The sequence below is a fragment of the Variovorax sp. WS11 genome (assembly GCF_010499245.1).
Taxonomy (GTDB): Bacteria; Pseudomonadota; Gammaproteobacteria; order Burkholderiales; family Burkholderiaceae_C; genus Variovorax.
Map to the genome: position 1 here is coordinate 1115856 of NZ_JAAGOW010000005.1, position 23401 is coordinate 1139256.

The window sequence follows — 23401 nt, forward strand, 5'->3', positions numbered from 1 at the left end:
GCAGCAGCGATGTGCGCCCATAATCCAACCCATTCAAAGTCCGACGCGACGGTCTAACAATCTAGGCGCAACAAACAGATGGTTCCCGTTCCCGACCCCAAGACCGCGGCCTCGCCGGCGTTGGCGGTGCACAACATCCAGATCGTCTATGGGGGCGCGATCGAGGCCGTCCGCGACGTGTCGCTTGAGGTTCGTCCCGGCCAGATCGTCGCCTTGCTCGGCTCCAATGGCGCCGGCAAATCCACAGTGCTCAAGGCCGTGTCGGGCGTACTCGATGCGGAGGACGGCGTGATCGAGAAGGGATCGATCCTCCTGCATGGCGAGGCCATCGAGCGCGACCCGGCCCCGCGCATCGTGCGCCGCGGGATGGTGCAGGTGCCCGAAGGCCGCAGGCTGTTCGGCACGTTGACGGTTGACGAGAACCTGGTCGCCGGTGCGCACTTGCAAAGTGGCTCGGAAATGGCCAAGGGGCGGGAGTATGTGTACTCGCTCTTCCCGCGGCTGGCCGACCGGCGCAAGCAGGTTGCGGGCTATCTTTCGGGCGGTGAGCAGCAGATGGTGGCCATCGGCCGCGCGCTCATGAGCCGCCCGAAAGTGCTGGCGTTGGACGAGCCTTCGCTCGGGCTTGCACCTCTCATCGTCAGCGAGATCTTCTCGTGCATCGCGAAGCTGCGCGAGACGAACGGCCTCACCATCCTGCTGGTCGAGCAAAACGCCAGCCGCGCGCTCGCAATCGCCGACTACGCCTACATCATGGAGAACGGCCGCGTGGTGCTCGACGGCACCAGCGACCAGTTGCGCTGCAACGCCGATGTGCGGGAGTTCTACCTGGGCATTTCCGCGCAGCCAGGCCGCACCAGCATGAAGGACGTGAAGCACTACAAGCGCCGCAAGAGGTGGTTGTCATGAACGCACCCTCCAACGTCACGCCGGTGCTCGACGTGCGCGCCATCTCCAAGCGCTTCGGCGGCGTGAAGGCTGTGAACAATGTGAGCCTCACCGTCATGCCCGGCGAGATCGTGAGCCTGATCGGTCCCAACGGCGCCGGCAAGACGACGACCTTCAACCTGATCAGCGGCGTGCTGCCGCCCAGCGAGGGGCAGATCTTCCTGCACGGCAAGGACACGGCGGGCTTGAAGTCGAGCGAATTCGCCCGCGCCGGCATCGGCCGCACCTTCCAGAATCTCGCGCTGTTCCGCCAGGGAACGGTGGTGGAGAACCTCTTGGTCGGGCGCCACATCCACTTCGACTACACCTTGCTCGAATCGCTCGCATTCTGGGGCCGGCCACGGCGGGAAGAGATCACTGCACGCGAAAAGGTGGAGCGGATCATCGAGTTCCTGGAAATCGAGGAACTGCGCGACAAGCCTGTCTCGCAGCTCGCATACGGGCAGCAAAAACGGGTCGAGCTTGGCCGGGCGCTCGCGTGCGAACCTAGCCTGCTGCTGCTCGATGAAATCGTCGCGGGCATGAACCGCGAAGAAAAGGAAGACATCGCGCGCTTCACGCTGGACATCCGCGACGAGTTCGGCATCGCGGTGCTGATGATCGAACATGACATGCAGGTGGTAATGGACCTCTCCGATCGCGTCTATGTGCTGGACTTCGGTCAGCTGATCGCCCACGGCTCGCCGGCGCAAGTCGCCGCAGACCCGAAAGTGCTCGCGGCCTACCTGGGCGAGGAAGAGGCGAGCCATGTTTGACCACGACAGCTTGCTCAAAGGCGAAGCAACCCTGCCAGGTCTGCTGCGCGCGCGCGCTCGGGAACGTGCAGGCGCGGTCGCGCTGCGGCAAAAGGAACACGGCATCTGGCGCGGCCGCACCTGGGCCGACTACTGGCGCGACGCGCGCCGTGTCGCGCTCGGCCTGTGGAAGCTCGGCCTGCAAAAGGGTGACCGCCTAATCATCGCGGCGGAAGACGTCCCGCAATGGTTCTACGCCGATCTCGGTGCACAAATGATCGGCGTCCAGGTGGTGGGCATCTATCCGACGAACCCCTGGGCCGAGGTGCAATACATCGCCTCGCACTGTCAGGCCAAGGTAGCGATCACCGGTGATCAGGAGCAGACCGACAAGGTGCTCGATGCCATGGCGCACGGTAACGGGCTGCCGCACCTGAAACACATCTTCTGCGCGGACATGAAGGGCCTGCGCCGCTACGACAAAGGCCGGCCCGACAGCTTCGAGCAGCTGCTCGCGCTGGGCGATCAGCTCATCGCAGAAGACCTACGGGCCGAACTACGGCTCGACGCGGCGATCGACTCCCTGGTCCCCGATGACGTCAACATCCTCGTCTATACCTCCGGCACCACCGGCCCACCCAAGGGCGCGATGCTCACGCACCGCAACTTCGTGTTCGGCGCCTACGCTTATGCGGCCGCGCGCCAGATGCAGAGCAAGCCTTTCGAGTCGTTGTGCTATCTGCCCCTGTGCCATGTCGCGGAGCGGACGTACTCGACGGTTCTGCACCTGCTCACCGGCGGCTGCGTGAACTTCGCCGAATCGATCGACACCGTCGCAACCAACATCCGCGAGATCGGGCCGACGTTCTTCCTGGGCGTGCCGCGCATCTGGGAGAAACTGCAGCAGCATTTCGAGTTCCGGATGAAAGACAGCGGCTTCATCCAGCGTGCAATCTACCGCGCAGGGATGAAGCGCGGTCGTGTCCTGTCGGATCGACGTGCGGTGCGCGGCAAGCTTACGGCACTGGGTGATCGCATTGAATTCGCATTCTGGTATGCGACCCTCTTTCGGAACGTGCAGCGGCACATGGGACTGAACCGCTCACATACCCGCATGTGCGGCGGCGCTTCGGTTTCGCCTGAGACGCTGCGCTTCTTCGACATCATCGGCCTGCCGGTAGGGCAGGGGTACGGCCTCACAGAGTCGGGCGGCCTTGCCTTCGTGCAGGTGCCGGGCCGCCCGTTCGTGCAAGGCAGCTGCGGGCCGGCGATGCCGGGCGTGGAGTGGAGAATTGCCGAAGATGGAGAAGTGCTGGTGCGCTCGCCAGGCGTCTTCCGGGGCTACCTTTTCGACGACAAAGGCACGGCCGACGTCATGAAAGACGGCGGCTGGCTTGCCACGGGCGACATCATCGAGGTCCGCGGTGGGGACGAGATCGCGGTGGTTGACCGAAAAAAGGCCATCATCATCACCAGCGGCGGCAAGAACATCGCTCCCTCGGAGATCGAGAACGCGCTGAAGGACAGCCCCTTCGTGCGCGAGGCCATCGTCGTCGGCGAGGGCAAGAAGTTCCTCGGCGGCCTCATTCAGATCGACTTCGACAGCGTGGGCCGCTGGGCCGCCGAACGCGACCTGCAGTACACCACCTTCAAGTCGCTCACGCAGATGCGCGAAGTCAACGAACTGGTTCAGGGCGTCGTCGACCAGGTTAACTCGAAGTTCGCCCGCGTCGAGAACATCCGCAAGTTCGTGCTGCTCGAAAAAGAGCTGGACCACGACGACGGGGAACTTACCGCGACACAGAAAGTGCGCCGCGGCCTCATCAACAAGAAGTTCGCGCGCGAGCTTGAGCTGATTTACGGAGCCAGCTGACATCATGGGTTACTACATTGAAGACTTCCAGGTGGGCGAAACTTTCATCAGCCCGGGCCGAACCATCACCGAAACCGACCTGGTGATGTTCGCCGGCCTATCCTGGGACACCAACCCCGCGCACACGGACGAAGAGCATTCGAAGCAAAGCCCCTTTGGCAAGCGCATCGCGCATGGCGCGCTGACCCTGTCGTACGCGACCGGCCTGCTTGCCAAGAGCGGTCGCATGGACGAGACGGCCATCGCCTTCCTCTCGATCGAGCGATGGGAGTTCAAGGGGCCGGTGTGTGCGGGTGACACGATTCGCCTTCATACGACCACCGTCGAGGCTCGCACGAGCCGCACCAAGCCCGACCGGGGCGCGTGGAAGGGCGACTTGAAGATCATCAACCAAAACGGCGACATTTGCCAGCAGGGTACCTTCACCATCATGATGAAGGCGCGCGGGGGGGCGAGGCCGTCATGAGCGATCAAGCCTTCCAGGTGCTCGGCGAGCCGCGCGAGTGGACCTTATCTCGCTTGCTGCGCCGCCAGGCCGCGCGGTATGGCGACAGGCGCTTCGTGCGCTTTGGCGACGGCGTGGAGCTGAGCTTCGCGGGCTACGACGCCGAGTGCGACCGCTTGGCGCGCGCGCTTCGCGCCGCCGGCCTGCAGGCGGGCGACCGGGTGATGTGCATGCTGCGCAACCGCGCGGAATTCCTGCTCCTGGCCATTGCCTGCGGCCGCGCCGACGCGGTGTTCGTGCCGGTCAACACCGAGCTGAAAGGCTTCTCGCTGCAGCACCAGCTGCACAACTGCGGGGCGCGCATGGTCGTCCTCGAGGCGGACTTGGTGGCGCACTTCAACGGCGTGGCCGCGCCGCCGGCACTGCCGTCGCACATCGTGGTCATCGGTGATGCATCCATCCCGTTGCCCGCGGCCCTGGGCACCATCGGCGCCTTGTCATTCGAATCGCTGTGCGCGCTGGCCGACGACGCGGTCGCGCTGCACGAGCCGGCGGCCCACGAGCTGGGTTGCATCATGTACACCTCGGGCACTACCGGTCCGGCCAAGGGCGTGCTAATGCCGCATGCGCACCTCGCGCTCTTCTCGGTGCCATCGCCGGGCCTGGCGCTGGCTGAGGGCGACACCTATTACGTGTGCCTGCCGTTGTTCCATGCCAACGCACTCTTCGTGCAGGTGATGGCTGCACTGGTGAGCGGGGCGCAGGTTCATTGCGTGCAACGCTTCAGCCCCAACCGCTGGTTGACCGAGATTCGCGCCTGCGGCGCGACGATCACCAACTCGCTGGGAATCATGACCGAGATGCTGTTCAAGTCACCCGCAAACGGCGATGACGCGGACAACCCGCTCACGCGCATGCTGGTGGTACCAGTTGCGGACTGGATTGCCGATTTCGCCAAGCGTTTCGGCGTGCGGGTGTTCCAGGGCTACGGCATGACGGAGTGCAACATGCCGGTGTACGCCACTGAGGCCGATCCCTGCGTCCCGGGGTGCTGCGGGACCATCCGATCCGATTTGTTTGAGGTGGCGATCCTCGATCCGGAAAGCGACCTACGCATGCCGGACGGACAGACGGGCGAAGTGTGCGTGCGCCCGCGCATCGCAAATGCATTCATGCAAGGCTATTTCCGCATGCCGGACAAGACGGTGGAAGCGGTTCGCAACCTGTGGTTCCACACCGGCGATGCGGGTCGCATCGAAGGCGGCTCGCGCCTGTTCTTCGCCGACCGCATCAAGGACCGGATTCGCCGGCGCGGCGAAAACGTTTCGGCCTTCGAGATCGAGCAGGTGCTGGGTATGCTGCCCGGCGTGGCCGAGAGCGCGGTTGTCGGCATCCATGTGGGCGACGCGGGCGCCGAGCAAGAGATCAAGGCCTGCATCGTGCTGGTGCCCGGCGCCCACCTCACGCATGCACAAGCGCTGGAGCACTGCATCGCCAATGTGCCGCGCTTTGCCGTACCGCGCTTCTTCGAATTCATTCCCGAGCTGCCGCGCACGCCGAGCAACAAAGTGCAAAAGCATCTGCTGCGCGCGACCGGTGCCGGCGCGGGGTGCTGGGACCGCGAAGCCGAAGGCTACAGCGCCCGCAACGAGCGCAGCCCGACCTCCCAGGGAGCCGCCGCATGATCCGCGCGATCACTGAAGTGGGCGTCGCCGTTCATGACCTGGACGCGGCGACGCGCTTGCTCACCCAGCGCCTGGGCGCAGTGCCGGGGCCGGTTCAACGTTTCGATCCTTACGGCATGGAGTTCTGCATGTGCCGCGTGGGCAATGTCGATTTCGAGTTGATGGCGCCCACCAGCGGCGAGGGCGTGATCGCGCGCTTCCTCGCGCGCCATGGCGAAGGCATCCATCACATCGGCTTCGCCGTCGATGATGTCGCCATGACGCAGCTCGAGCTGGGCGCGCAGGGTTTGGGCTTCGTCGATGCGCAGCCGCGCACCGCCCGCTTTCTAGTGAAGGACTTTGGCGGCAAGGTCTTCGACACCGAATGCGACTTTGCTTTCACACAGCCCAAGTCGCTCTTGAACATACTGGTCGAATTCATCGAGTATCCGCCTGGCTATGAGCTGGGCAGCCCGCTGTCGGCAGGCCCGACAAGGAAGCAGGCTCCATGAGCTATTTCATTGAACTGGTGGTGTCCGGCCTTGCCGTGGGCGCCATATACGGCCTGGTCGCAATGAGCTTCGCGGTCATCTTCAAGGCAACGGGCATCGTCAATTTCGCTCAGGGCGAAATCGGCATGCTCACCGCCTACACCACCTGGTCGCTGGCCACGACGCTGGGCACCGGCGCAGTGTTCACCGTGCTGGTGTCGGTCGTCGTCGGTGCGGTGATCGGCTTGTTGTGCGAGCGCCTGATCATGCGCCCCATGCTGGGCGAGCCGGTGCTGTCAGTCGTGCTTGTCACGGTGGGCCTGGCGGTGGTGTTGCGTTCCTTGGTCACCATGATATGGGATGCATCGCCGCACAAGTTCGAGGTGGCGCGCGCGGACGAGATCCTGGAGATCGGCGGCATCGGCATGCGGGTGAGCCAGGTTGGCGTGTTCGTCGTGCTGCTGCTCGCGCTGGCCGGCTTCTGGTTCTTTCTGCGGCGCAGCCGCTTCGGCGTGGCGATGCGCGCCGTGGCGGCGGACGAAAAGACCGCGCGCCTCATGGGCGTGTCGACGGCACGGGTGCAGGCAGTCGCTTGGGCCAGCGCGTCTGCATTGGCAGGTCTTGCCGGCGCCTTCTTTGCGGTGATCTACGGGCTTGCGCCGACCGTGTTCGAGCTGGGTCTGAAAGCCTTTCCTGCGACGGTGTTGGGCGGCTTCGACTCAATCCTCGGCTCTGGCGCGAGCGGCTTGTTCATTGGCGTGCTGGAGAACCTGGTGGGCGGCTATCTACCGAGCACGCTCAAGGAAATTTCCGGGTTCATGCTGATCCTGGTCGTCCTCATGGTGCGGCCGTTCGGCCTGTTCGGCGAAAAACGGATCGAGAGGGTCTAATGAGAAGCGGTTTCTTCAAGCAGCGCTACGCTGACCTGATCGTCCTCACGGACTCTTCCGCGGTGAGGCTGTGGACGGGCGTTCTGCTCATTGCACTTGTAGGCGCGCCGCTGGTGTTCGGTAGCTACATGCTCTCGCACATGACGGTGATCCTGTTCACCCTGGTGGGCGTGCTGGGTCTGACGGTGCTCACGGGCTTCACCGGGCTGATCTCGCTCGGGCAAGTGGGCTTTCTGATGCTGGGCGCCTACAGCTATGCGATCGGCGTCACCCGCCTGGGGCTGCCGCCGGAGGCGGCGCTGGTGATGGCGGCGGTCGTGCCGGCCGTCTGCGGGCTGGTCGTCGGCATCCCGTCGCTGCGTCTGCATGGCTTGTACCTGGCCATCACCACGCTGGCTTTCAGCTACATAGTGAGCGCGGTCATACTGGCTGGCGGCAAGTTTACCGGCGCTGGGCGCGGCATATCCATCGCGCGCCCGGTGCTGCTTGGCATCGACTTGGCGAGTGACCGTGCCTACTACTGGTTCTGCCTAGCGATGTGCGCTCTCGCGGTGCTCATCACACTCAACGTGCGGCGCTCGTACTTCGGCCGCGCGCTGGTAGCTATCCGCGACAACGACATCGCGGCACGCACCATGGGCATTAGCTTGGTGCGCTTCAAGCTGCTCGCCTTCCTGCTCAGCGCCGCGTTGACCGGCGTGGCGGGCGCGATGATGGCCATGTACCTGGGCATCGTGAGCGTCGAAAGCTTCCCGTTCCTGCTGAGCATCGAGGCGCTGGCCATCATCATCGTCGGCGGCTTGGGCTCAGTGCTGGGCGCCGTGTTTGGCACCATCTTCATTCTCTCGCTTCCTGACGTGGTGAGCGGCGGCATGTCCCTGCTCAGCGGCCGCGTGCAGGATCTCATGACCACCAGCGCGCACGAGGTCCGCAGCATGCTCTATGGGGTCGCGATCATCGCGTTCCTGCGATTCGACCCTCGCGGCCTGCGCGGCATCTGGCACGACATCCGCCACGCCTGGGTCCATTGGCCACAGCGTTATTGAAGTGTTTTCCAATTAAAAGGAGTTCAGCATGAACAGGAGACTTTCCATCCGCACCGCCCTGGTCCTGGCAGCCGTTTGCGCCGCATGGCCCGCGGCCGCTCAGCAGGGCGTGACCGACACCGAGATCGTCCTGGGTGACATCCTTCCACTCACCGGCCCGCCCGCATTGCTCGGTGTCGCACACAACCTGGGCGTCAAGATCGCCATCGCGGAGGCCAACGCGGCCGGCGGGGTCAACGGCCGCAAGCTGCGGCTGATCTCGGAGGACGACGGCTACATCCCTTCGCGTACGGTGCAAGGTGTTCGCAAGCTGATCACCAGTGACAAGGTGTTCGCGCTGACCTCGCTCTCCGGCACGGCGCAGGGCCAGGCCGCGCTCCCCATCGTGAAGCAGGCGGGCATCCCGACCATAGCGCCCATCAGCCTGTTCGAGGAGCTCTACAAGCCGGTGAGCAAGAACGTCTTCGCGATCGGCGGTGACCATGAGGCCGCGACGGCCGCGCTGGTCTCCAAGGTCGCGGACAAATTTCCCGGCAAGAAGTGGGCGCTGATCTCGCAGGACGACGATTATGGCGAGCTGGTGCGCCAGGGTTTCGACAGGGCGATGAAGGACAAGAAGTTCAGCGTGGTCTTGACGCAGATCTATAAGAAGGGCCAGTCGGACTTCTCTTCGGAAATCCTGAAGGTCAAACAATCCGGTGCGGAAGTCCTGATGGCCGGCGGCGTGCTGGGCGAGAACGTCGCGATGGCAAAGGAACTCGAGCGCATCGGCCACAAGATCCCGATGGCGGTGACTTACGTTTCGCGCGTGCCGGCGAGCGTCAAGCTCATGGGCTCCGCCGGCGAGAGTGTCTACACCGTGGACTTCGTCTATCTGGAAGAATCGCCCAAAGGCAAGCTCTTCATGGACAAGGCCAAGCAGTTCCTCACACCCGAGGAGCAGCCGAAGTTGAACCGCTATAGCCTAACCGGCTACGCGGGCGCCCGCGTTCTGATCGAGGCAATGGGCAAGTGCGGGAAGGCCTTGACCTGGGATTGTACGAATGCCGAGCTCGCCAAGCTGCAGAATTTCGATACCGGCGTAATGGCACCTGTGTCGTTCAGCGCAACGCAGCACTTGTCGGCGCCAACGCTGTTCCTGATGAAGTCGGACCCCGCGACAACCAGCTACAAGTCGATGGAGTGATCCGGGGGGAAGGCCACTGCATGCAGCCCTGCGTTCATCCCTTTTCCGCCAAGAACCCTGTAAGAAACAGGCGCGACATCCGCTCGCACAGCTCTTGCGGCTTCATGGAGCCGCTGGGCCGATACCAGAAGTCGGCCCAATTGAGCATGCCCACCAGCATCATGGTGTAGGGCATGTAGAGGTCCTCGGGCAACCCGGGGTTGAGCTGGCGCATGAGCTGGCTCACCTCCTGCGTGATCTTGCGTTGCAGCGCGATCAGCGGCGTCTGCTTCGCCTTTGGCAAGTACTTCACGTCATTCATGGCGGTCACGTGGCGGCGGCGCGACTGGGCCGACTTCTGCGTGTACGTCTGAACCAGCGCCATCAGTTTCTCCCGCGGGGTGCCTGCGGCGGCCGTGACCTCGTCCAGCCCCTGCAGGACACGCTCGAGGTGCTCCTTCAGCATCGCGAAAAGCAGGTCTTCCTTGGTCGGGAAGTAGTGGTAGAGCATGGACTTGGTCGCGCCGCACGCGTGCGCGATGTCCTGCATCTTGGCGGAGGGATAGCCCTCCTTCGCGAAGAGTGATGCGGCGCAGTCCATGATGGCGCGGCTCTTGGTTTCGTAATCGTCCGAACGTACGCGGGGCATGAGTTCTCCTGTGACGCGAGTGTAGCAAGCGGCTTGCACAGTCCGTCGGGGCGGCGTAAAATAAACCGTCGCGCCGGACTATGAACAGTTGTCTGGCCGCTTATTTTTCAAGAGAGCCCATGACCGAATTCGAATTCCAGGAGCCCGACGTCCTCGGCGAGGACCTGCGCATGGTGCGCGACCAAGTGCGCCGCTTCGTCAACGAGGAGATCCTTCCGCATGGCGAGGCCTGGGAGGCTTCCGGCGAGATCCCGCGCCAACTGTTTCGCGACCTGGGCTCCCTGGGGTTCCTGGGCATGCGGCATCCGGTCGAGTATGGCGGCGGCGGCATGGGCGCGATGGCGTCGGTGGTGCTGGGTGAAGAGCTTTCCCGATCAACCTTCGGCGGCGTCGCTTCGGCGCTCACGGTGCACAGCGACATGTCGGTGGGCCACATCGCACATCGCGGTACGCACGAGCAAAAGCTCAAGTACCTGCCGGCAGCCTGCGCGGGCGAGAAGATCGGCGCGATCTGCGTCACCGAGCCGCACGCGGGCTCCGACGTGGCCGGGCTGAAGACGCGCGCCTCGCGTACGGCCAAGGGGTGGGTCATCAACGGCTCCAAGACGTTCATTACCAACGGGGTGTACGGCGACATCTATATCGTGGCCGCCCGCACCGATCCCGAGGCGAGGGGCAGCCGCGGCATCTCATTGTTCATTGTCGACAAGGACAACCCAGGCCTGCGGATGACGCGCAAATTCGACAAGCACGGTTGGCGCTCGTCCGACACGGCGGAATTGTTTCTGGACGATCTATTCGTGCCGCCCGACGCCTTGTTGGGCGAGGAGGGCAAGGGCTTCTACTACATCATGAGCACGTTCCAGAACGAACGGTTGGTGGTGGGCGCGCTCGCCTCGGGCACCAGCTCCAAGGCGATCGAGCTTACGGTGGACTACCTCAAGCAGCGCCAGGCCTTCGGCAAGTCGCTGTGGGAACAACCGGTTGTGCGCAACAAGGTGGCATGGATCGCCTCCAAGGCGGCCGCGGTGCGCGCGCTGACGTATCAGTGCGCACAGATGATCGACGAGGGTAAGGACACGGTGCGCGAAGTGTCCATGCTGAAGGCCTTCGCCGCGGAGACCTTGCAGGAGGTGGTGCATACCTGCCTGCAACTGCACGGTGGTACCGGCTTCATCATCGGCACGCCAGTCGAGCGCATGGCGCGCGACTCGAGGATCCTCACCATCGGCGGCGGTGCGACTGAGGTCATGCTGGAAGAGGTCGCCAAGCGCATGTGAGCGCACGTCGCAACGCCATGCCCATTGAACTTAAATCGTCGTCGTATGAATGGCCCGCTCCTGGGCCGCGCTACGCCGCGCCCACCCCTGCGCTGGACTTCGAGGTGGATGGCGACTTCGACGAGTGCTACCCGGCTGCCATGTCGGGTGCAGTAAAGCCGAACGACGAATTCGCCAGGCAGTACATATGTCCGGACCACTTTCACACCTCACCGTAATCGAACTCGCCGGCATCGGCCCCGGCCCCTTTGCGTGCATGTTGCTTGCCGACATGGGCGCGAAGGTAATTCGCATCGATCGCATCCCCTCGGGGAAACTGGATGGCGGCGACCTGGAGGAGCTCATGCGCAACGACGGCATCGTCGATCGCGGCCGCCAGTCCATCGCCATCAACACCAAGGATGCGCGTGGCGTCGAGGCGGTCCTGCGCCTGGCACGCAGCGCTGACATCTTCATCGAAGGCTTCCGGCCGGGCGTGGCGGAGAAACTGGGGCTGGGCCCGAAGGACCTGCAGGCGCGCAACCCGAAGTTGATCTATGGCCGCATGACCGGCTGGGGCCAGACCGGCCCGCTCGCGCAAGCGGCAGGCCATGACATCAACTACATCGCGCTTTCCGGGGCCCTGCATTCCATGGGCGCGGCGGACCGCCCGCCCGTGCCGCCTTTGAACCTGGTGGGCGACTACGGCGGTGGTGGCATGCTGCTCGTGGTCGGCGTGCTGGCAGCTTACGCGCAGGCGCAGCACTCGGGGCAGGGCCAAATCGTGGACGCCGCCATGGCGGACGGTGCTGCGCTACTCATGGCCGCGCAGTACGGCCTGATGGCCAAGGGCTTCTGGCACCATGGGCGCGAGAGCAACTTTCTGGACGGCGCGGCGCATTTCTACGGCACCTACGAATGCGCAGACGGCCGCTACGTATCCGTCGGTGCGATCGAGCCACAGTTCTACGCGAAACTGATGCAGATTTGCGAGATTACTGACCCGCACTTTCACCGGCAATGGGAAGAGCGCGAGTGGCCCGCCCTGCGCCACAAGCTTGCTACCGTATTTCGCACGCGCACCCGCGACGCATGGTGCGAGCTGCTTGAAGGCAGCGATGCCTGCTTTGCACCGGTGCTGTCGATGGCCGAGGCGCCATCGCACCCGCACAACGTGGCGCGTGGCACGTTCGCGACCGATGGCGGCGTGACGCAGCCTACGCCCGCGCCTCGCTTCGACCGGACGCCCTCGCGCGTGCCGCGCAAAGCGCCACACGCGGGGCAACACAGCACCGCACTGCTTGCGGAATCAGGCTTCGGTCCGGCGGACATCGCCGCCCTGGTGGCAGCCGGCGTGGTGCATGACGCAGGAGGCGCGGCATGAGCGATGCGCTGGCGCGTTCCCCGCGTACGCCGGTCCACACGCGGCGCATCACCTGCGCGGGTTTCTCGCGCGAAGATGGGCTGTTCGAGATCGAGGGATTGTTGATCGACACCAAGCCGATTGCACTGCAGCTGGTGACCGGCACGGTACCTGCGGGCACCCCTATCCACCAGATGCGGGTGGTGATCGTCATCGATCGGGAACGCACGATCTTGCAAGTGCGGGCGAGTACCGAGCATTCCCCTTATCCCGTGTGCGGCGAGATTGCGCCCGCCTATGCGCAGCTCGTGGGCTTACGCATCGAGCCGGGGTTCACGCGCGAGGTCAAGCGACTGTTCCGCAGCGAGCGTGGCTGTTCGCACATGACGGAGCTCTTGCCACCCATGGCCAGCACGGCCTTCCAGATGCTGTGGGCCGGCGGCGGCTTCGAAGGCGCGGACCCACCAGGGAGCGAGCGGCGCACCTCGCCGCTGGGCGGCTGCCACGCCCTGAAGCTCGAAGGCGTCATCGTGCGCACCTATTTTCCGCAATTGAAAGGAAGCCCTTCATGACCGCCAACCCGGCTACGATGTTCGAGGTGGCGCACGGCATTGCCACGCTGACCCTCAATGACGGAGGGCGCATGAACCCGCTCACGCACCAGCTGCAACGCGGCTGCCTTGAGGCCTTGCAGCGGGTGCGCGATGACACCGCCATCCGCGCGCTTGTCATCACAGCCACGGGCAAGGGCTTTTGCGTCGGCGCCGACCTGGCCGAGTTCGGCCGCCGAGCCGCCGAGCCAGGCGCCTCCATCGGCAGCTACGTCGGCGAGATGATGGAAAAGTCGGGCAACCCGATCATGGCGGCGATCCGATCTCTGCCCGTCCCGGTCGTGTGCGCGGTGAACGGTGCGGCGGCCGGCGGCGGCGTCGGTTTCGCACTGGCGGCCGACATGGTGATCGCAGCGCGCTCGGCATATTTCTACCTTCCCTTCGTGCCAGCACTGGGTTTGGTCCCTGACATGGGGGCGAGCTGGGTCTTGCCGCGCGCCGTCGGCCGCGCTCGCGCCTTGGGGCTCGCGTTGACCGGCAACAAGCTGTCGGCCGAGACCGCGGTGCAGTGGGGATTGATCTGGGCGTGCGTCGACGATGCGGACCTGCAAGAGCAGGCCCTCCAACTTGCGGCGCAGCTGGCCGCATTGCCGGCCGGCGCCATCACCGAGGCGAGGCAACTCTTCGCTGCCGCAGAATCCAATACCTTCGAAGACCAGCTCGCGCTCGAGCGCAGCCGGCAGATGGAGCTCATCGACCGCCCCAATTTCGCGGAAGGTGTGGCTGCCTTCACGGCGCGGCGCAAGCCAGCGTTCAAGGGGCGCGGCTGATGGGTGCGATATTGCAATCAGCTATCTTCGAAGAACTCGTGGAAGGCCGGCACAGCTGCCGGGGTTTCCTTCGCGAACCCGTGCCTCGCCAGACCATCGAACACATCCTGCGCATTTCGCAGCGCACGCCGTCCTGGTGCAATATGCAGCCCTGGCAAGTGACGATCACGAGCGGCGAGGCCACCGAGAAATTCCGGGAGGCGATGCTGGCGTCGAGTGACCGCCAGCCGTCGCCCGATTTCGCGTGGCCTGCGCAGTACCAAGGCGTCTACCAGGAACGCCGCCGCGAGTGCGGATTCGCGCTCTACGAGAGCGTCGGCGTCGCGCGCGGTGATCGGACCGCGTCGGCGCGCCAGGCGCTGGAGAATTTCCGCCTATTCGGCGCGCCGCACGTCGCCGTCGTCACCACGGATGCGGCACTCGGCGTCTACGGCGCGATCGACTGCGGCGGGTGGGTCGGCAACTTCATGTTGGCCGCGCGCAGTCTCGGCGTGGCCACGATTGCCCAAGCCGCGCTTTCGTCGTGGCCGGACATCGTTCGAGAGCAACTCAGCCTCCCCGCCGAAAGGCTGGTGGTGTGCGGCATTTCCTTCGGCTTCGAGGATCCTTCGCATTCGGCGAATTCGTTCCGGACCACGCGCGCGCCTGTGGAGAGCGTCGTCAAGTGGCTGGACTGAACCGGGGCGGGGCGGCGGGACGTCCAGCGGCGGGGGCGTCCCTCCTTGCGGTGGTGCTGATGGTGGTCTGGCGCGGCCGTCAGTCTCCATGTACTCTGCAAGCCGCAAGGGCATTTTTTGGGGACCTAAACCGCAGTCGTTCACGCCTCCGGACTTACTTTCCGCAGGTCGGCAGACGCATTTGCGCGTAATTTCCTGACGCCCGGGAAGATCAGGGTTGGCGCGGTGCTTCCAGGTCGATGAGGCGCTCGGTCTGCTCCTCCCACGCCCGCATGAGCTTCTTGGCGTGGCGTTGGTTGTCTATGGCCTGCTGCAGCAAACTGGCCTGCTCGGGCGTGACCACGCGGTGCACAAGCTTGCCGTCCCTGAGGTGGCCCCATTCGTAGTACGGACCGTGCCGCGCCGAGGGGTCCTGGGCGCAGCGGCAACTCGGCCTGCCGCACACCTTCGTGCGCTTGTGCAGCGTGCCGGAGCACAGGTATTCGATCTCGGTGAGCGCGGCTCGGATGCGCCCGATCTTCTCGCGGGTTTGCTCAATGCGTTGGGCGACTGAACTCGGCATAGGCTCTTGACGGGTGTGTTGCTGGCGATAATAATATCGCCAGCATGCCGCGCTCGCAAGCCCCCACTTCCACCATGGAGGAGGCAGGCTTCACTCTTCACACCGAGCGCCTGGGCCCGCTGCCCCTGATCAACCACTTCATCGAGCGCATCGGGCTGACCGAGACGCTGTCGCGCTTCGTGGCCTCGGACCGGCGTTGCGCCGTCAGTCACGCCAGCGCGCTGGGCGTGCTGCTGCGCTCCATCATCGTCGAGCGTGAGCCCATCTACCGTCAGCAGGAGACGGTGCACGGCTTCGCCGACGGCATGTTCGGCATCAGCGCCCGGGAGATGGGGCACCTGAGCGACGACCGCCTCGGACGGGCCCTGGACCACCTGTTCGATGCCGACCGCACCGCGTTGCTCACCGAACTCGTCCTGGCCGTCGGGCAGCGCTTCGGTGTGCGTTTCGAGGAGTTCCACAACGACTCCACGACGATCAGCTTCTGTGGCAGCTATCGCGGCGCGGGCGGGCGCCAGATCCGGGGGCGAACCGCCCCGGCGATCACGTACGGGAGGTCCAAAGCGCACCGCCCCGATCTCAAGCAGCTGCTGTTCATCCTCACCATGAGCGCCGATGGCAACGTCCCCGTGGCGTTTCGCTGCACCGACGGCAACACCAGCGACTCAGTCACCCACATCGAGACTTGGAACACGCTACGCGCCATTGCCGGCAGCAGCGACTTCTTGTATTGCGCGGACTCAAAACTTTGTTCCCGCGAGAACATGGATCACATCGACCGCGCGGGCGGCCGCTTCGTCACCGTCATGCCGCGCAACCGGCTGGAGGATGCGCAGTTCCGCGAATGGATCCAGACCCACACGCCCGAATGGACCCTGGTCTGGGACCGGCCCAACCCGCGTTACGGCGACGGGCCGCGCGACTGCTGGTACGTGCACCGCGCCCCTCTGCCCTCCATGGAGGCCTGGTCCATCGTCTGGGTCTGGAGCACGCTGCTGACGCTGCGCCAGCACGCCCGGCGCCTGCGCAACATCGCTGCGGCCATCGAGCAGTTCGAGGATCTGCGCCGGCGCCTGGCCTCCTCCAAGACCCGACTGCGCGGCGCCCCGGAGATCGACCTGCAGATCAAGCTCCTCCTGGAGCAGCACCACGTGGGCCGCTACCTCAAGGTGCGCCGCGTCGTGCGCGAGGAGCATGTATTCAAGCAAGCGCGCCGCGGTCGCCCCGGCCCCGACACCGCCTACCGCAAGATCACCAAGCGGCGCTTTGACGTGCAGTGGGTCATTGACGAGGACGCCATCACCTACGACCGCAGGAGTGATGGCTGCTATCCGTTGATGACCAACGACCGCACGCTCACCGCCGCCCAGGTCCTTGAGGCCCACAAGGGCCAGCCCATGATCGAGAAGCGCTTCGAGCAGGTCAAGACCGTGCACGAAATCGCCCCGGTCTTCCTCAAGAACGAGGGGCGCATCGAAGCGCTGTTCACGCTATACGCCATCGCGCTGTTGGTTCAAGCCCTCATCGAGCGCGAGCTGCGCCAGGCCATGGCGCGCGAGGGCATCGAAGAACTCCCCATCTATCCCGAGCAACGCCAGTGCGCGCACCCCACCACCGAGCAGGTGCTACGGCTGTTCAGCCTCGCCGAGCGCCACCATCTGCTTCAGCACGGACACCCCGTCCAGGTCTTCGACCTCAAGCTCACACAGTTGCAGCGCCAAGTGCTCGCCCTCCTTGGCGTCCCGCCCGGCACGTTCTAGACCCGTCCTTCGCAGTCAGGAAATTACGCGCAAATGCGTCTCCCGACCTGCGGAAAGTAAGTCCGGACGGAACATGCTTCGGCGCCCGGGCTCGGTGGGGCGTGTCCACAAGGGCCGTATCCGGTCGTTGGGCATGACGACGCGGAACTGGCGCCGGGGGGTGGCCGCATCTATTTTTCCGATGGTCTGCTGTTCGTGTAGCAAAACGCTGGCGACAAGGCGATCGCCCGGCGGACGGCGCGGGGACGGCAGACCTTCGGTGACGTCGGCTACGTCGACGCGGAAAGTAATCTGTACCTCACCGGCCGCAGGACGACGTGATCATCCGAGGCGGCGTGAACCCCTACTTGCAGGAGCTGGAGGCGGTGATCCGCACGGTGCCAGGCGTTTGGGATTGCGCATGGTGAGCATGCCTGACGAGCGCTTTGGTGAGGTGCCGCTTGCATTGGGCGAAGCGGCTCGCGGGTAGGATGCGGCGGTGCTGCTGGCCGACCTGCTTGCTGCCTGCGCCGCGTCAGTCGGCCGGTTCAAGCAACCGATGCGCGTGAAGGACATGGACAAACTCCCGCGCTCACCGACTGGCAAGCTGTTGTGGCGCGTGCTGCGAGATCGCGGCAAAGCCTGCAATGCGGCAGCGCAGCCTTTCAGGTCAATCCACCCAGTGCACCACCTGGGAGGCCGGCGCCCGGGAAGTCCGGAACGAATTCGCCGGATGCGTCGAGTCCTCATACCCGAAGGAAATCCCGCAAACCACCTTTCGGTCGTTGACGAGCGATAACTGCTGGCGCCAGAACGCCGAATGCGACGCCAACGCGGCTTGCGCGATGGACGCGACGCCTAACGCGCGCGCGGCAAGCATGAAATTGGCCACGTACGCTCCGCAGTCGATGGTGCCGTACGTGCCCAGCGGTGCGTCGCTGGTGATGATCGCCACGTGTGGGGCGCCGAAGAAGCGGAAGTTCTCCAGGCGTTGGCGGTCGGCACCGGGCTTGTCACCGCGCACGACACCGGTGGCCTGGTACAACTGCCAGCCGCACTCGCGGCGGCGTTCCAGCGACAGACCGACGTACGCTTCCGGAAATTGGAGGTCGGGCTGCGGCTCGTGGGTGGCCACGTGCGCCAGCAATTCTTCGCGAGTCCGGCGGGTGGCGGCGGCGGACAGCACATGGGCTTGCCACGGCTGCGAGTTGCACCAGGAGGCCGTTCGCTGCGCCAGTGCGAGGATGCGATCGATGGTGGCACGCGGCACGGACTGTGGCAGGTACCCCCGGCAACTGTAGCGCTCGTCGAGCAAGCTGGCGAGCACGCTCGCGCGATTCGGCGTGATGTCGTTCATGCCAGTACCTTCCCCGCGAAAAGCGGCCCGTCGTCATGCTGGAGCACGATCATCTGGATGGCTGCGCCTATTGCCACTTCGCCCGAGGATGGTGCTACTAGGCGGCAGGCGATGCGCAGCCCATCTTCGAGGTCCACGATGCCAAGTGCGTACGGGGCTTCCGGCGCGAACGCGGTGGGGGCCGCATGTACGCGGGTCCAGGAATACAAGCGTCCCGTGCTTGCGAAGGGCACCCACGCCTGCTCGCACTTCCAGCAATGCGGACAGACCGACTTCGGGGGAAAGGTCTGCTTGTCGCACGCGCGGCATCGCGTGGTGATCCAGTCTCCTTGTGCCAGAGCTTCCCAGAAGGTCTGGCTGAAGGTCGACAGCCGAGGCGGGTACGACCGACTGCCGGCCGTTCGAACGATCTCGAGGCTCATCGAACTGCCTCCAGGACGTGCGCGAGGCATGCGTTGTAATTGCCGAGCTCACCGGTCGAAATTCCGAAGCGTGCATCGGGCACCTGCCGATTGCCGGCACGCCCGCGCAACTGATCGGCCAGCTCGACGAAGTTGTACAGCGAGGTGACGTACGAAGGATGACCGCGCGACGTGAGGCCACCGGATGTGGAGATCGGGATGCGTCCGCCCAGCCGGGTCTCTCCTTCCGTCGCGGCGGCCGCTCCGCGCCCCGTCGGGACGAGCCCCAGCGCCTCGCTCACCAGCACTTCGACGATCGTGCAGGGCGCATACACCTCCGCCAGGTCCAGGTCAGACGCGCCGATGCCAGCTTCGCGGTAAGCCGCCATCGACGCTTCTCGCGCTGCGGTGAAGCCGATCATGTCTTTCGGACAGTCATCGATCTGGTGGGAACCGTCGTGACAGAACCCGCGCCCACGGAACAGGACATAGGGCCGGTTCAAGGATCGTGCGACCTCCTCAGACGCAAGCACCAGGCATGCCGCTCCGTCGCCCCGTGGCGGGACCTCGTACAACCCGAGCGGCTCCACAATCGGCCGCTGGCCGACGACCTCTTCGAGCGTGATTGGCTTGCGGTACTGCGCGAGCGGGTTGAGCGACGCATGGAAGCGGTTCTTCACGGCCACGCTGGCCAATTGCTCCCGGGTGGCGCCGTGCTCGTGCATGTAGCGCATGGCGTCCATCGCATACCAGGAGATCGGCGTGAATCCCGCCGAGGTCTGGAAGTCTACGTCGCCCGTCGTGCGCATGCTGCTCATGGCGTGCTCGGCAGCGCTCACCGCAGACTCCATGTTGATGCCGAGCGCGAGAGCAACGTCGGCGCGGCCGAGGATGATGTCATTGCAGGCCTGGTCGATGGCGAGCGCCGCGGTCATTCCATTGCCCATGACCTCCAGGACGGAGCCGCGGCAGGCCAGCCGCAACTGCGAGATCACGAAGGTGTGCAAGTATTTCTGGCGCGTGTAGGGTCGCGGCAGCGTGAAGACGGCGCTGCCGATGTCACGCTTTTCCACGCCCGCATCGGCCACGGCCTCCGCGACCAGCTTGACCAGGATCTCATGCTCGAGGGCTTGCAGCGCCTCGTCATCGGCCGTCTGGTGACGCCCTACCGGTATGGCGCTGGCGCCCACGATGGCGACACGGCGCGTCATGTCGCACCTCGCGCGCGGTCTTCCCACAGAACCATGTACTGCTTGTGCAGCCGTTGCAAGGTCTTCGTCATCTCCGCGATTGCGGCTCCGGCATCGCGCGCGCGCAGCTGCTTGAGCAGCCGGCGACGCGACGGCAGCACGAAATCGTTCTCGCTCGGCCCGATAGTGCGCACGAACAGGCGCACGATCTCCATGATGCCCTCCATGTTGGCGATGTAGATCGGGTTGCGCGTACTGCGTGCGAGCAGCATATGAAACTCCTGGTGCACGCGCGTGCGCTCGTCGAAGTCTCCGGCGGCGTCTGCCTTCGCGGCCCGGGCGACGTTGTCTTCCAGCGCCTGCAAGTCATCCTCGGTCATCCGGTCGCAGGCGGAGCGGACCACGATCTCGCTGATGCCGATGCGCGCCTCGGTAAGGTGGCGCGGGTCGATCGCGCCCAGGAAGTAGAGGTCGATCAACCCCTTGGCGATCACCTCCGAGCCGCCGCTGCGCACGAACGCGCCGCCGGCGGCGCCCTTGCGCAATTCGATCATGCCGGCAAGCTCGAGCGCACGAAACGCCTCGCGTAGCGTGCCTCGGCCCACGTTGAAGCGAGCGGAGAGGTCGCGCTCGGCCGGAAGCCGGTCGCCCGGCTTCAGCTTTCCTTCGACGATCAGTGCGCGGATCTGCGCCGCGATGCCCTCGAAGGCGCGCTGCGGGGAGATCGGCACGATAGTCCATTCGGACAGCGCCGCTGTTTTGTCTGTGTCCATGGCCGGCATCTTGCCCGCGAGATCTGTCATCGGAAAGCCTTCGGATTGAATGGTCTTTGGATTGAATGGTTTGACCATTGTACATATAGTCCAGGCCATGAACAAGCAACCGATTCCTGGAGACACCTTCGACGCCTCCGCCTGGCCCCTGCGCCAGCTCACTCTGCCGCGGGGGCTCGCCCAGCAGGCCCTGGCACGGCCCGACAAGGTCTTCCTGACCGAACTGGCGACTGGCCGGACTTTCACCTATGGATCTCTCGATGCCTGGACCACCCGGTTGGCACAAGGCCTGCATGCGATCGGAGTCGCCCGCGCCGGCCATGTCGGCGTGCTGATGGAGAACTCCGCCGAGCACCTCGCGCTGTTTTTCGCGCTCGGCAAGGTGGGAGCCGTGTCCGTACCGATCAACACCGCGGCCCGTGGCGAGCTCCTCCACTACTACGTCAGCCATGCGGAGTGCAGCTCTGCGATCGTGGACGCGGCGCTGTTGCCGCGACTGGCGGAAGTGCTGCCGCAGCTGCCCCTGCTCAAGCGCGTGCTCGTCGTGGGCCAACTCGAAGAAGCGATCCCGCTGCCCGCCGGGCTCCAGGTCTTTGCGCTCGACGCGCTCGCAGGCGCCGGCGGCACGGCCGATCCGCTGCCCTGTATCGACTGTCACGAACTGCTGCTGCTGGCGTTCACCTCGGGTACCACCGGTCCCTCGAAGGCCAGCATGCTCAGCCATGCGGCGGCACTGACCTATGGCACGGGCGCCGCGCAGGCACAGCGTTATCGCGCGTCCGACGTTTTCTATGTCTGCCTGCCACTGTTCCACAACAACGCGCTACTCGCCGCCGTGATCTCTGCGCTGGTGTGCGGCGGCTCGGTGGTCCTCTCCCCTCGCTTCTCCGTATCGCGCTTCTGGGGCGAGATCCGTCAGACACGCGCCACCGTCACGAACCTCCTGGGTGCCATGACCAGCTTCCTGTGGAGCGCCGCCCCGTCACCTGCGGATGCCGACCACCAGCTCCGACTGGTCAGCATGGCGCCGGTGCCGAAGCACGCGCGCGAGTTCGAGCAACGCTTCGGTTTGAGCGTGATGAGCAACTACGGGCTGTCCGACTTCGGAATGGCGACCTCGTTCACGGACCGGGACCCCAAGGAAAAGCTGGGCTCGATCGGGCGGCCGCGCAGCGGCATGCAGGTGCGCATCGCAGACGACGACGACTTCGAGGTGCCCGACGGCCAACCCGGCGAAATCCTGCTCCGCGCGGAGGAGCCGTGGCGCGCCGCGACCGGCTATTTCCGAATGCCCGAGGCCACGCTGGCGGCTCATCGCAACCAGTGGTTCCACACGGGCGACCGAGGCATGCGCGATGCAGACGGCTATTTCTGGTTCGTGGACCGCAAGAAGGACTGTATCCGGCGTCGCGGCGAAAACATCTCAGCCTTCGAGGTCGAGCAGATCCTGATGCGGCACCCCGCAGTGGCGCACGCGGCGGTGGTTCCCGTGACGACCGCGACCAACGACGAAGAGGTCGCCGCTGTCATCGTGCGTCACGAAGGGGTCCCGGTGCAACCGGCGGAGCTTGTGGAGCACTGTCGCCTGAACATGGCGTACTTCATGGTGCCGCGCTACCTGCAGTTTCGCGACGCGCTTCCCACGACCGCTAGTAGGAAGGTGGAAAAGTTCCGGCTGAAGGAAGAACTCCAACGCGACATCGCCCAAGCCTGGGACCGCGAGGCGGCGGGCATCGCCGTCACCCGCTGACGCATCTCTTTCCCCGCATTGATCCGAAGGAGCACACCCCAATGCCTCACCCTCTTGCCACCGCACTGCGCCGCCGCACTGTGCTCGGCCTCGGCGCAAGCTTGGCCGCCAGCGCCGCTATTCCGGCGTTTGCACAGGCCTACCCCAGCCGCCCCATCAAGTTCATCGTTCCCTACGCCGCAGGCGGCGGCACGGACTTGCTCATCCGGGCACTGCAGGACCCGCTCTCGAAGTCGCTCGGCCAACCAGTCATCGTCGACAACAGGTCGGGCGCCGCCGGAGCCATTGGCGCCCGCGAAGTGGCGCGCGCCGCGCCGGACGGCTACACGTTCCTGGTAAGCAACAATGGCCCCAGCATCATCGTCCCATTGCTGCAGAAGGAAGCCGGCTACGACCCGATCAAGGACTTCACGCCCGTCACGACGATCGCCACGGCGCCGATCGTGCTGGTCGCACATTCTTCGGTGCCGGCCGCCGACGTAAGGAAGTTCATCGACTGGGCGCGGACCGAGCCGCAGGGCGTGGCCTATGCCTCGGCCGGGGTCGGCTCCATCGGGCACCTCGCCGCCGAACAGTTCGCCAAGGTGACTAACCTGAAATTCGTGCACGTCCCCTACCGCGGCCAGGCACCTACGATCGCGGCGGTGCTGGCCGGCGAGTCGCCGATCGGCTTTACCAGCGCATCGGACGCACTGCTCGCGCACCTCCAGGCAGGCAAGATTCGCCTTCTTGGCATCGGCTCGGAGCAGCCCTCCGCGCTGATTCCCGGTGGCATTCCCATCGGGGCCTCTGTGCCCGGCTACCGCGCCGACTTCTGGCAGGGCATCCTGGCGCCGGCCAAGACGCCGGATGCGATCGTCGCCAAGGTGCACGACGCGATCGTGGATGCGCTGAAGGTACCGGAGATGGAAGCGAGGTTCGCCCGCATGAGCTACAGCGCGACGCATGCCGCGCCTTCCCAGTTCGCCAAGTCGTTGGCCAGCGAAGTCGATGTCTGGAAAACACTGATCCGCGAGCGCGGCATTCGCGGCGAGAGCTGAAACC

At 65.1% G+C, this 23401-nt stretch carries 23 protein-coding genes; 17 read left to right on the plus strand and 6 right to left on the minus strand.

Annotated elements, in window-relative coordinates:
* The first annotated feature begins 78 nt into the window (after positions 1 to 78).
* Genes GXN78_RS39850 through GXN78_RS39890 form a run of 9 tightly spaced genes read left to right on the plus strand, consistent with a single transcriptional unit; the run spans position 79 to position 9277 of the window.
* Positions 79 to 909, plus strand: a complete 831-nt coding sequence (locus tag GXN78_RS39850; protein WP_106560422.1) for an ABC transporter ATP-binding protein — start codon at positions 79 to 81, stop codon at positions 907 to 909.
* Positions 910 to 932: 23 nt separating this feature from the next.
* Entirely contained in the window at positions 933 to 1703 is a 771-nt protein-coding gene (locus GXN78_RS39855; RefSeq protein ID WP_343231045.1) for an ABC transporter ATP-binding protein, read from the plus strand.
* Positions 1696 to 3555: an AMP-binding protein gene (locus GXN78_RS39860; RefSeq protein WP_106560424.1), complete on the plus strand. Its 1860-nt coding sequence runs from the start codon at positions 1696 to 1698 to the stop codon at positions 3553 to 3555. Before GXN78_RS39855 ends, GXN78_RS39860 begins: the two co-directional genes overlap by 8 nt.
* Before the next feature lie 4 nt (positions 3556 to 3559).
* Positions 3560 to 4021 (plus strand): MaoC/PaaZ C-terminal domain-containing protein, encoded by a 462-nt coding sequence (locus GXN78_RS39865; protein WP_106560425.1) that lies wholly within the window; start codon positions 3560 to 3562, stop codon positions 4019 to 4021.
* Positions 4018 to 5685: an AMP-binding protein gene (locus GXN78_RS39870; protein ID WP_106560426.1), complete on the plus strand. Its 1668-nt coding sequence runs from the start codon at positions 4018 to 4020 to the stop codon at positions 5683 to 5685. Before GXN78_RS39865 ends, GXN78_RS39870 begins: the two co-directional genes overlap by 4 nt.
* The gene (locus GXN78_RS39875) at positions 5682 to 6176 is read left to right on the plus strand and encodes a VOC family protein (RefSeq protein WP_106560427.1); all 495 of its coding nucleotides are present in this window, start codon (positions 5682 to 5684) and stop codon (positions 6174 to 6176) included. The genes GXN78_RS39870 and GXN78_RS39875 overlap by 4 nt, the downstream gene beginning before the upstream one ends.
* The gene (locus tag GXN78_RS39880; protein ID WP_106560428.1) at positions 6173 to 7045 is read left to right on the plus strand and encodes a branched-chain amino acid ABC transporter permease; all 873 of its coding nucleotides are present in this window, start codon (positions 6173 to 6175) and stop codon (positions 7043 to 7045) included. Before GXN78_RS39875 ends, GXN78_RS39880 begins: the two co-directional genes overlap by 4 nt.
* Complete coding sequence (locus tag GXN78_RS39885) at positions 7045 to 8091, plus strand: branched-chain amino acid ABC transporter permease (RefSeq protein ID WP_106560429.1); 1047 nt, start codon at positions 7045 to 7047, stop codon at positions 8089 to 8091. The genes GXN78_RS39880 and GXN78_RS39885 overlap by 1 nt, the downstream gene beginning before the upstream one ends.
* Before the next feature lie 28 nt (positions 8092 to 8119).
* Positions 8120 to 9277 carry an ABC transporter substrate-binding protein gene (locus tag GXN78_RS39890; RefSeq protein ID WP_106560430.1) on the plus strand — a complete coding sequence of 386 codons (1158 nt, stop codon included), beginning with the start codon at positions 8120 to 8122 and terminating at the stop codon, positions 9275 to 9277.
* Between the two features lie 34 nt (positions 9278 to 9311).
* Here GXN78_RS39890 and GXN78_RS39895 read toward each other — a convergent pair whose 3' ends face one another.
* Positions 9312 to 9905 (minus strand): TetR/AcrR family transcriptional regulator, encoded by a 594-nt coding sequence (locus tag GXN78_RS39895; RefSeq protein ID WP_106560431.1) that lies wholly within the window; start codon positions 9903 to 9905, stop codon positions 9312 to 9314.
* A 119-nt stretch (positions 9906 to 10024) separates the two neighbouring features.
* Between GXN78_RS39895 and GXN78_RS39900 the strand changes: the two genes are divergently transcribed.
* The 5 genes from GXN78_RS39900 to GXN78_RS39920 all read left to right on the plus strand — a co-directional run bounded on the left by GXN78_RS39900 (position 10025) and on the right by GXN78_RS39920 (position 14585).
* Positions 10025 to 11185, plus strand: a complete 1161-nt coding sequence (locus GXN78_RS39900; protein WP_106560432.1) for an acyl-CoA dehydrogenase family protein — start codon at positions 10025 to 10027, stop codon at positions 11183 to 11185.
* 187 nt (positions 11186 to 11372) lie between these two features.
* Positions 11373 to 12548, plus strand: coding sequence for a CaiB/BaiF CoA-transferase family protein (locus GXN78_RS39905; RefSeq protein WP_106560433.1), 1176 nt, complete (start codon positions 11373 to 11375; stop codon positions 12546 to 12548).
* Complete coding sequence (locus GXN78_RS39910; protein WP_106560434.1) at positions 12545 to 13099, plus strand: DUF2889 domain-containing protein; 555 nt, start codon at positions 12545 to 12547, stop codon at positions 13097 to 13099. The genes GXN78_RS39905 and GXN78_RS39910 overlap by 4 nt, the downstream gene beginning before the upstream one ends.
* Positions 13096 to 13908, plus strand: a complete 813-nt coding sequence (locus GXN78_RS39915; protein ID WP_106560435.1) for an enoyl-CoA hydratase-related protein — start codon at positions 13096 to 13098, stop codon at positions 13906 to 13908. Before GXN78_RS39910 ends, GXN78_RS39915 begins: the two co-directional genes overlap by 4 nt.
* Positions 13908 to 14585, plus strand: coding sequence for a nitroreductase (locus GXN78_RS39920; protein ID WP_106560436.1), 678 nt, complete (start codon positions 13908 to 13910; stop codon positions 14583 to 14585). Before GXN78_RS39915 ends, GXN78_RS39920 begins: the two co-directional genes overlap by 1 nt.
* A 211-nt stretch (positions 14586 to 14796) precedes the next feature.
* Here GXN78_RS39920 and GXN78_RS39925 read toward each other — a convergent pair whose 3' ends face one another.
* Positions 14797 to 15147, minus strand: a complete 351-nt coding sequence (locus tag GXN78_RS39925) for a DUF6788 family protein (RefSeq protein WP_106561495.1) — start codon at positions 15145 to 15147, stop codon at positions 14797 to 14799.
* Positions 15148 to 15191: 44 nt separating this feature from the next.
* Here GXN78_RS39925 and GXN78_RS39930 point away from each other — a divergent pair, with 44 nt between their 5' ends.
* A complete protein-coding gene (locus tag GXN78_RS39930) occupies positions 15192 to 16907 on the plus strand; it encodes an IS1634 family transposase (RefSeq protein WP_106561496.1) in 1716 nt (571 codons plus the stop codon).
* Between the two features lie 649 nt (positions 16908 to 17556).
* Here GXN78_RS39930 and GXN78_RS39935 read toward each other — a convergent pair.
* From GXN78_RS39935 to GXN78_RS39950, 4 genes are read right to left on the minus strand one after another with little or no spacing between them, the layout of a single operon-like run.
* A complete protein-coding gene (locus GXN78_RS39935; RefSeq protein ID WP_106558014.1) occupies positions 17557 to 18243 on the minus strand; it encodes a nitroreductase in 687 nt (228 codons plus the stop codon).
* A complete protein-coding gene (locus GXN78_RS39940) occupies positions 18240 to 18665 on the minus strand; it encodes a Zn-ribbon domain-containing OB-fold protein (RefSeq protein WP_106558015.1) in 426 nt (141 codons plus the stop codon). Before GXN78_RS39940 ends, GXN78_RS39935 begins: the two co-directional genes overlap by 4 nt.
* Complete coding sequence (locus GXN78_RS39945; protein WP_106558016.1) at positions 18662 to 19855, minus strand: thiolase family protein; 1194 nt, start codon at positions 19853 to 19855, stop codon at positions 18662 to 18664. Before GXN78_RS39945 ends, GXN78_RS39940 begins: the two co-directional genes overlap by 4 nt.
* A complete protein-coding gene (locus GXN78_RS39950; RefSeq protein ID WP_239143161.1) occupies positions 19852 to 20706 on the minus strand; it encodes a GntR family transcriptional regulator in 855 nt (284 codons plus the stop codon). The genes GXN78_RS39945 and GXN78_RS39950 overlap by 4 nt, the downstream gene beginning before the upstream one ends.
* Here GXN78_RS39950 and GXN78_RS39955 point away from each other — a divergent pair.
* Together GXN78_RS39955 and GXN78_RS39960 are read left to right on the plus strand one after the other, a co-directional pair.
* Complete coding sequence (locus GXN78_RS39955; protein WP_106558017.1) at positions 20657 to 22357, plus strand: AMP-binding protein; 1701 nt, start codon at positions 20657 to 20659, stop codon at positions 22355 to 22357. The genes GXN78_RS39950 and GXN78_RS39955 overlap by 50 nt on opposite strands.
* 41 nt (positions 22358 to 22398) lie before the next feature.
* A complete protein-coding gene (locus GXN78_RS39960; protein WP_106558018.1) occupies positions 22399 to 23397 on the plus strand; it encodes a tripartite tricarboxylate transporter substrate-binding protein in 999 nt (332 codons plus the stop codon).
* The last annotated feature ends 4 nt before the right edge of the window (positions 23398 to 23401 follow it).

Bases quoted from the DNA above. Each gene is read 5' to 3' on its own strand.
- GXN78_RS39920 (WP_106560436.1), top strand. From the start codon at position 13,908: ATGGGTGCGATATTGCAATCAGCTATCTTCGAAGAACTCGTGGAAGGC.
- GXN78_RS39945 (WP_106558016.1), bottom strand. From the start codon at position 19,855: ATGACGCGCCGTGTCGCCATCGTGGGCGCCAGCGCCATACCGGTAGGG.
- GXN78_RS39940 (WP_106558015.1), bottom strand. From the start codon at position 18,665: ATGAGCCTCGAGATCGTTCGAACGGCCGGCAGTCGGTCGTACCCGCCT.
- GXN78_RS39850 (WP_106560422.1), top strand. From the start codon at position 79: ATGGTTCCCGTTCCCGACCCCAAGACCGCGGCCTCGCCGGCGTTGGCG.
- GXN78_RS39865 (WP_106560425.1), top strand. From the start codon at position 3,560: ATGGGTTACTACATTGAAGACTTCCAGGTGGGCGAAACTTTCATCAGC.
- GXN78_RS39930 (WP_106561496.1), top strand. From the start codon at position 15,192: ATGCCGCGCTCGCAAGCCCCCACTTCCACCATGGAGGAGGCAGGCTTC.
- GXN78_RS39905 (WP_106560433.1), top strand. From the start codon at position 11,373: ATGTCCGGACCACTTTCACACCTCACCGTAATCGAACTCGCCGGCATC.
- GXN78_RS39895 (WP_106560431.1), bottom strand. From the start codon at position 9,905: ATGCCCCGCGTACGTTCGGACGATTACGAAACCAAGAGCCGCGCCATC.
- GXN78_RS39860 (WP_106560424.1), top strand. From the start codon at position 1,696: ATGTTTGACCACGACAGCTTGCTCAAAGGCGAAGCAACCCTGCCAGGT.
- GXN78_RS39885 (WP_106560429.1), top strand. From the start codon at position 7,045: ATGAGAAGCGGTTTCTTCAAGCAGCGCTACGCTGACCTGATCGTCCTC.
- GXN78_RS39960 (WP_106558018.1), top strand. From the start codon at position 22,399: ATGCCTCACCCTCTTGCCACCGCACTGCGCCGCCGCACTGTGCTCGGC.
- GXN78_RS39925 (WP_106561495.1), bottom strand. From the start codon at position 15,147: ATGCCGAGTTCAGTCGCCCAACGCATTGAGCAAACCCGCGAGAAGATC.
- GXN78_RS39875 (WP_106560427.1), top strand. From the start codon at position 5,682: ATGATCCGCGCGATCACTGAAGTGGGCGTCGCCGTTCATGACCTGGAC.
- GXN78_RS39870 (WP_106560426.1), top strand. From the start codon at position 4,018: ATGAGCGATCAAGCCTTCCAGGTGCTCGGCGAGCCGCGCGAGTGGACC.
- GXN78_RS39950 (WP_239143161.1), bottom strand. From the start codon at position 20,706: ATGGCCTGGACTATATGTACAATGGTCAAACCATTCAATCCAAAGACC.
- GXN78_RS39955 (WP_106558017.1), top strand. From the start codon at position 20,657: ATGGTCTTTGGATTGAATGGTTTGACCATTGTACATATAGTCCAGGCC.
- GXN78_RS39915 (WP_106560435.1), top strand. From the start codon at position 13,096: ATGACCGCCAACCCGGCTACGATGTTCGAGGTGGCGCACGGCATTGCC.
- GXN78_RS39890 (WP_106560430.1), top strand. From the start codon at position 8,120: ATGAACAGGAGACTTTCCATCCGCACCGCCCTGGTCCTGGCAGCCGTT.
- GXN78_RS39880 (WP_106560428.1), top strand. From the start codon at position 6,173: ATGAGCTATTTCATTGAACTGGTGGTGTCCGGCCTTGCCGTGGGCGCC.
- GXN78_RS39910 (WP_106560434.1), top strand. From the start codon at position 12,545: ATGAGCGATGCGCTGGCGCGTTCCCCGCGTACGCCGGTCCACACGCGG.
- GXN78_RS39900 (WP_106560432.1), top strand. From the start codon at position 10,025: ATGACCGAATTCGAATTCCAGGAGCCCGACGTCCTCGGCGAGGACCTG.
- GXN78_RS39935 (WP_106558014.1), bottom strand. From the start codon at position 18,243: ATGAACGACATCACGCCGAATCGCGCGAGCGTGCTCGCCAGCTTGCTC.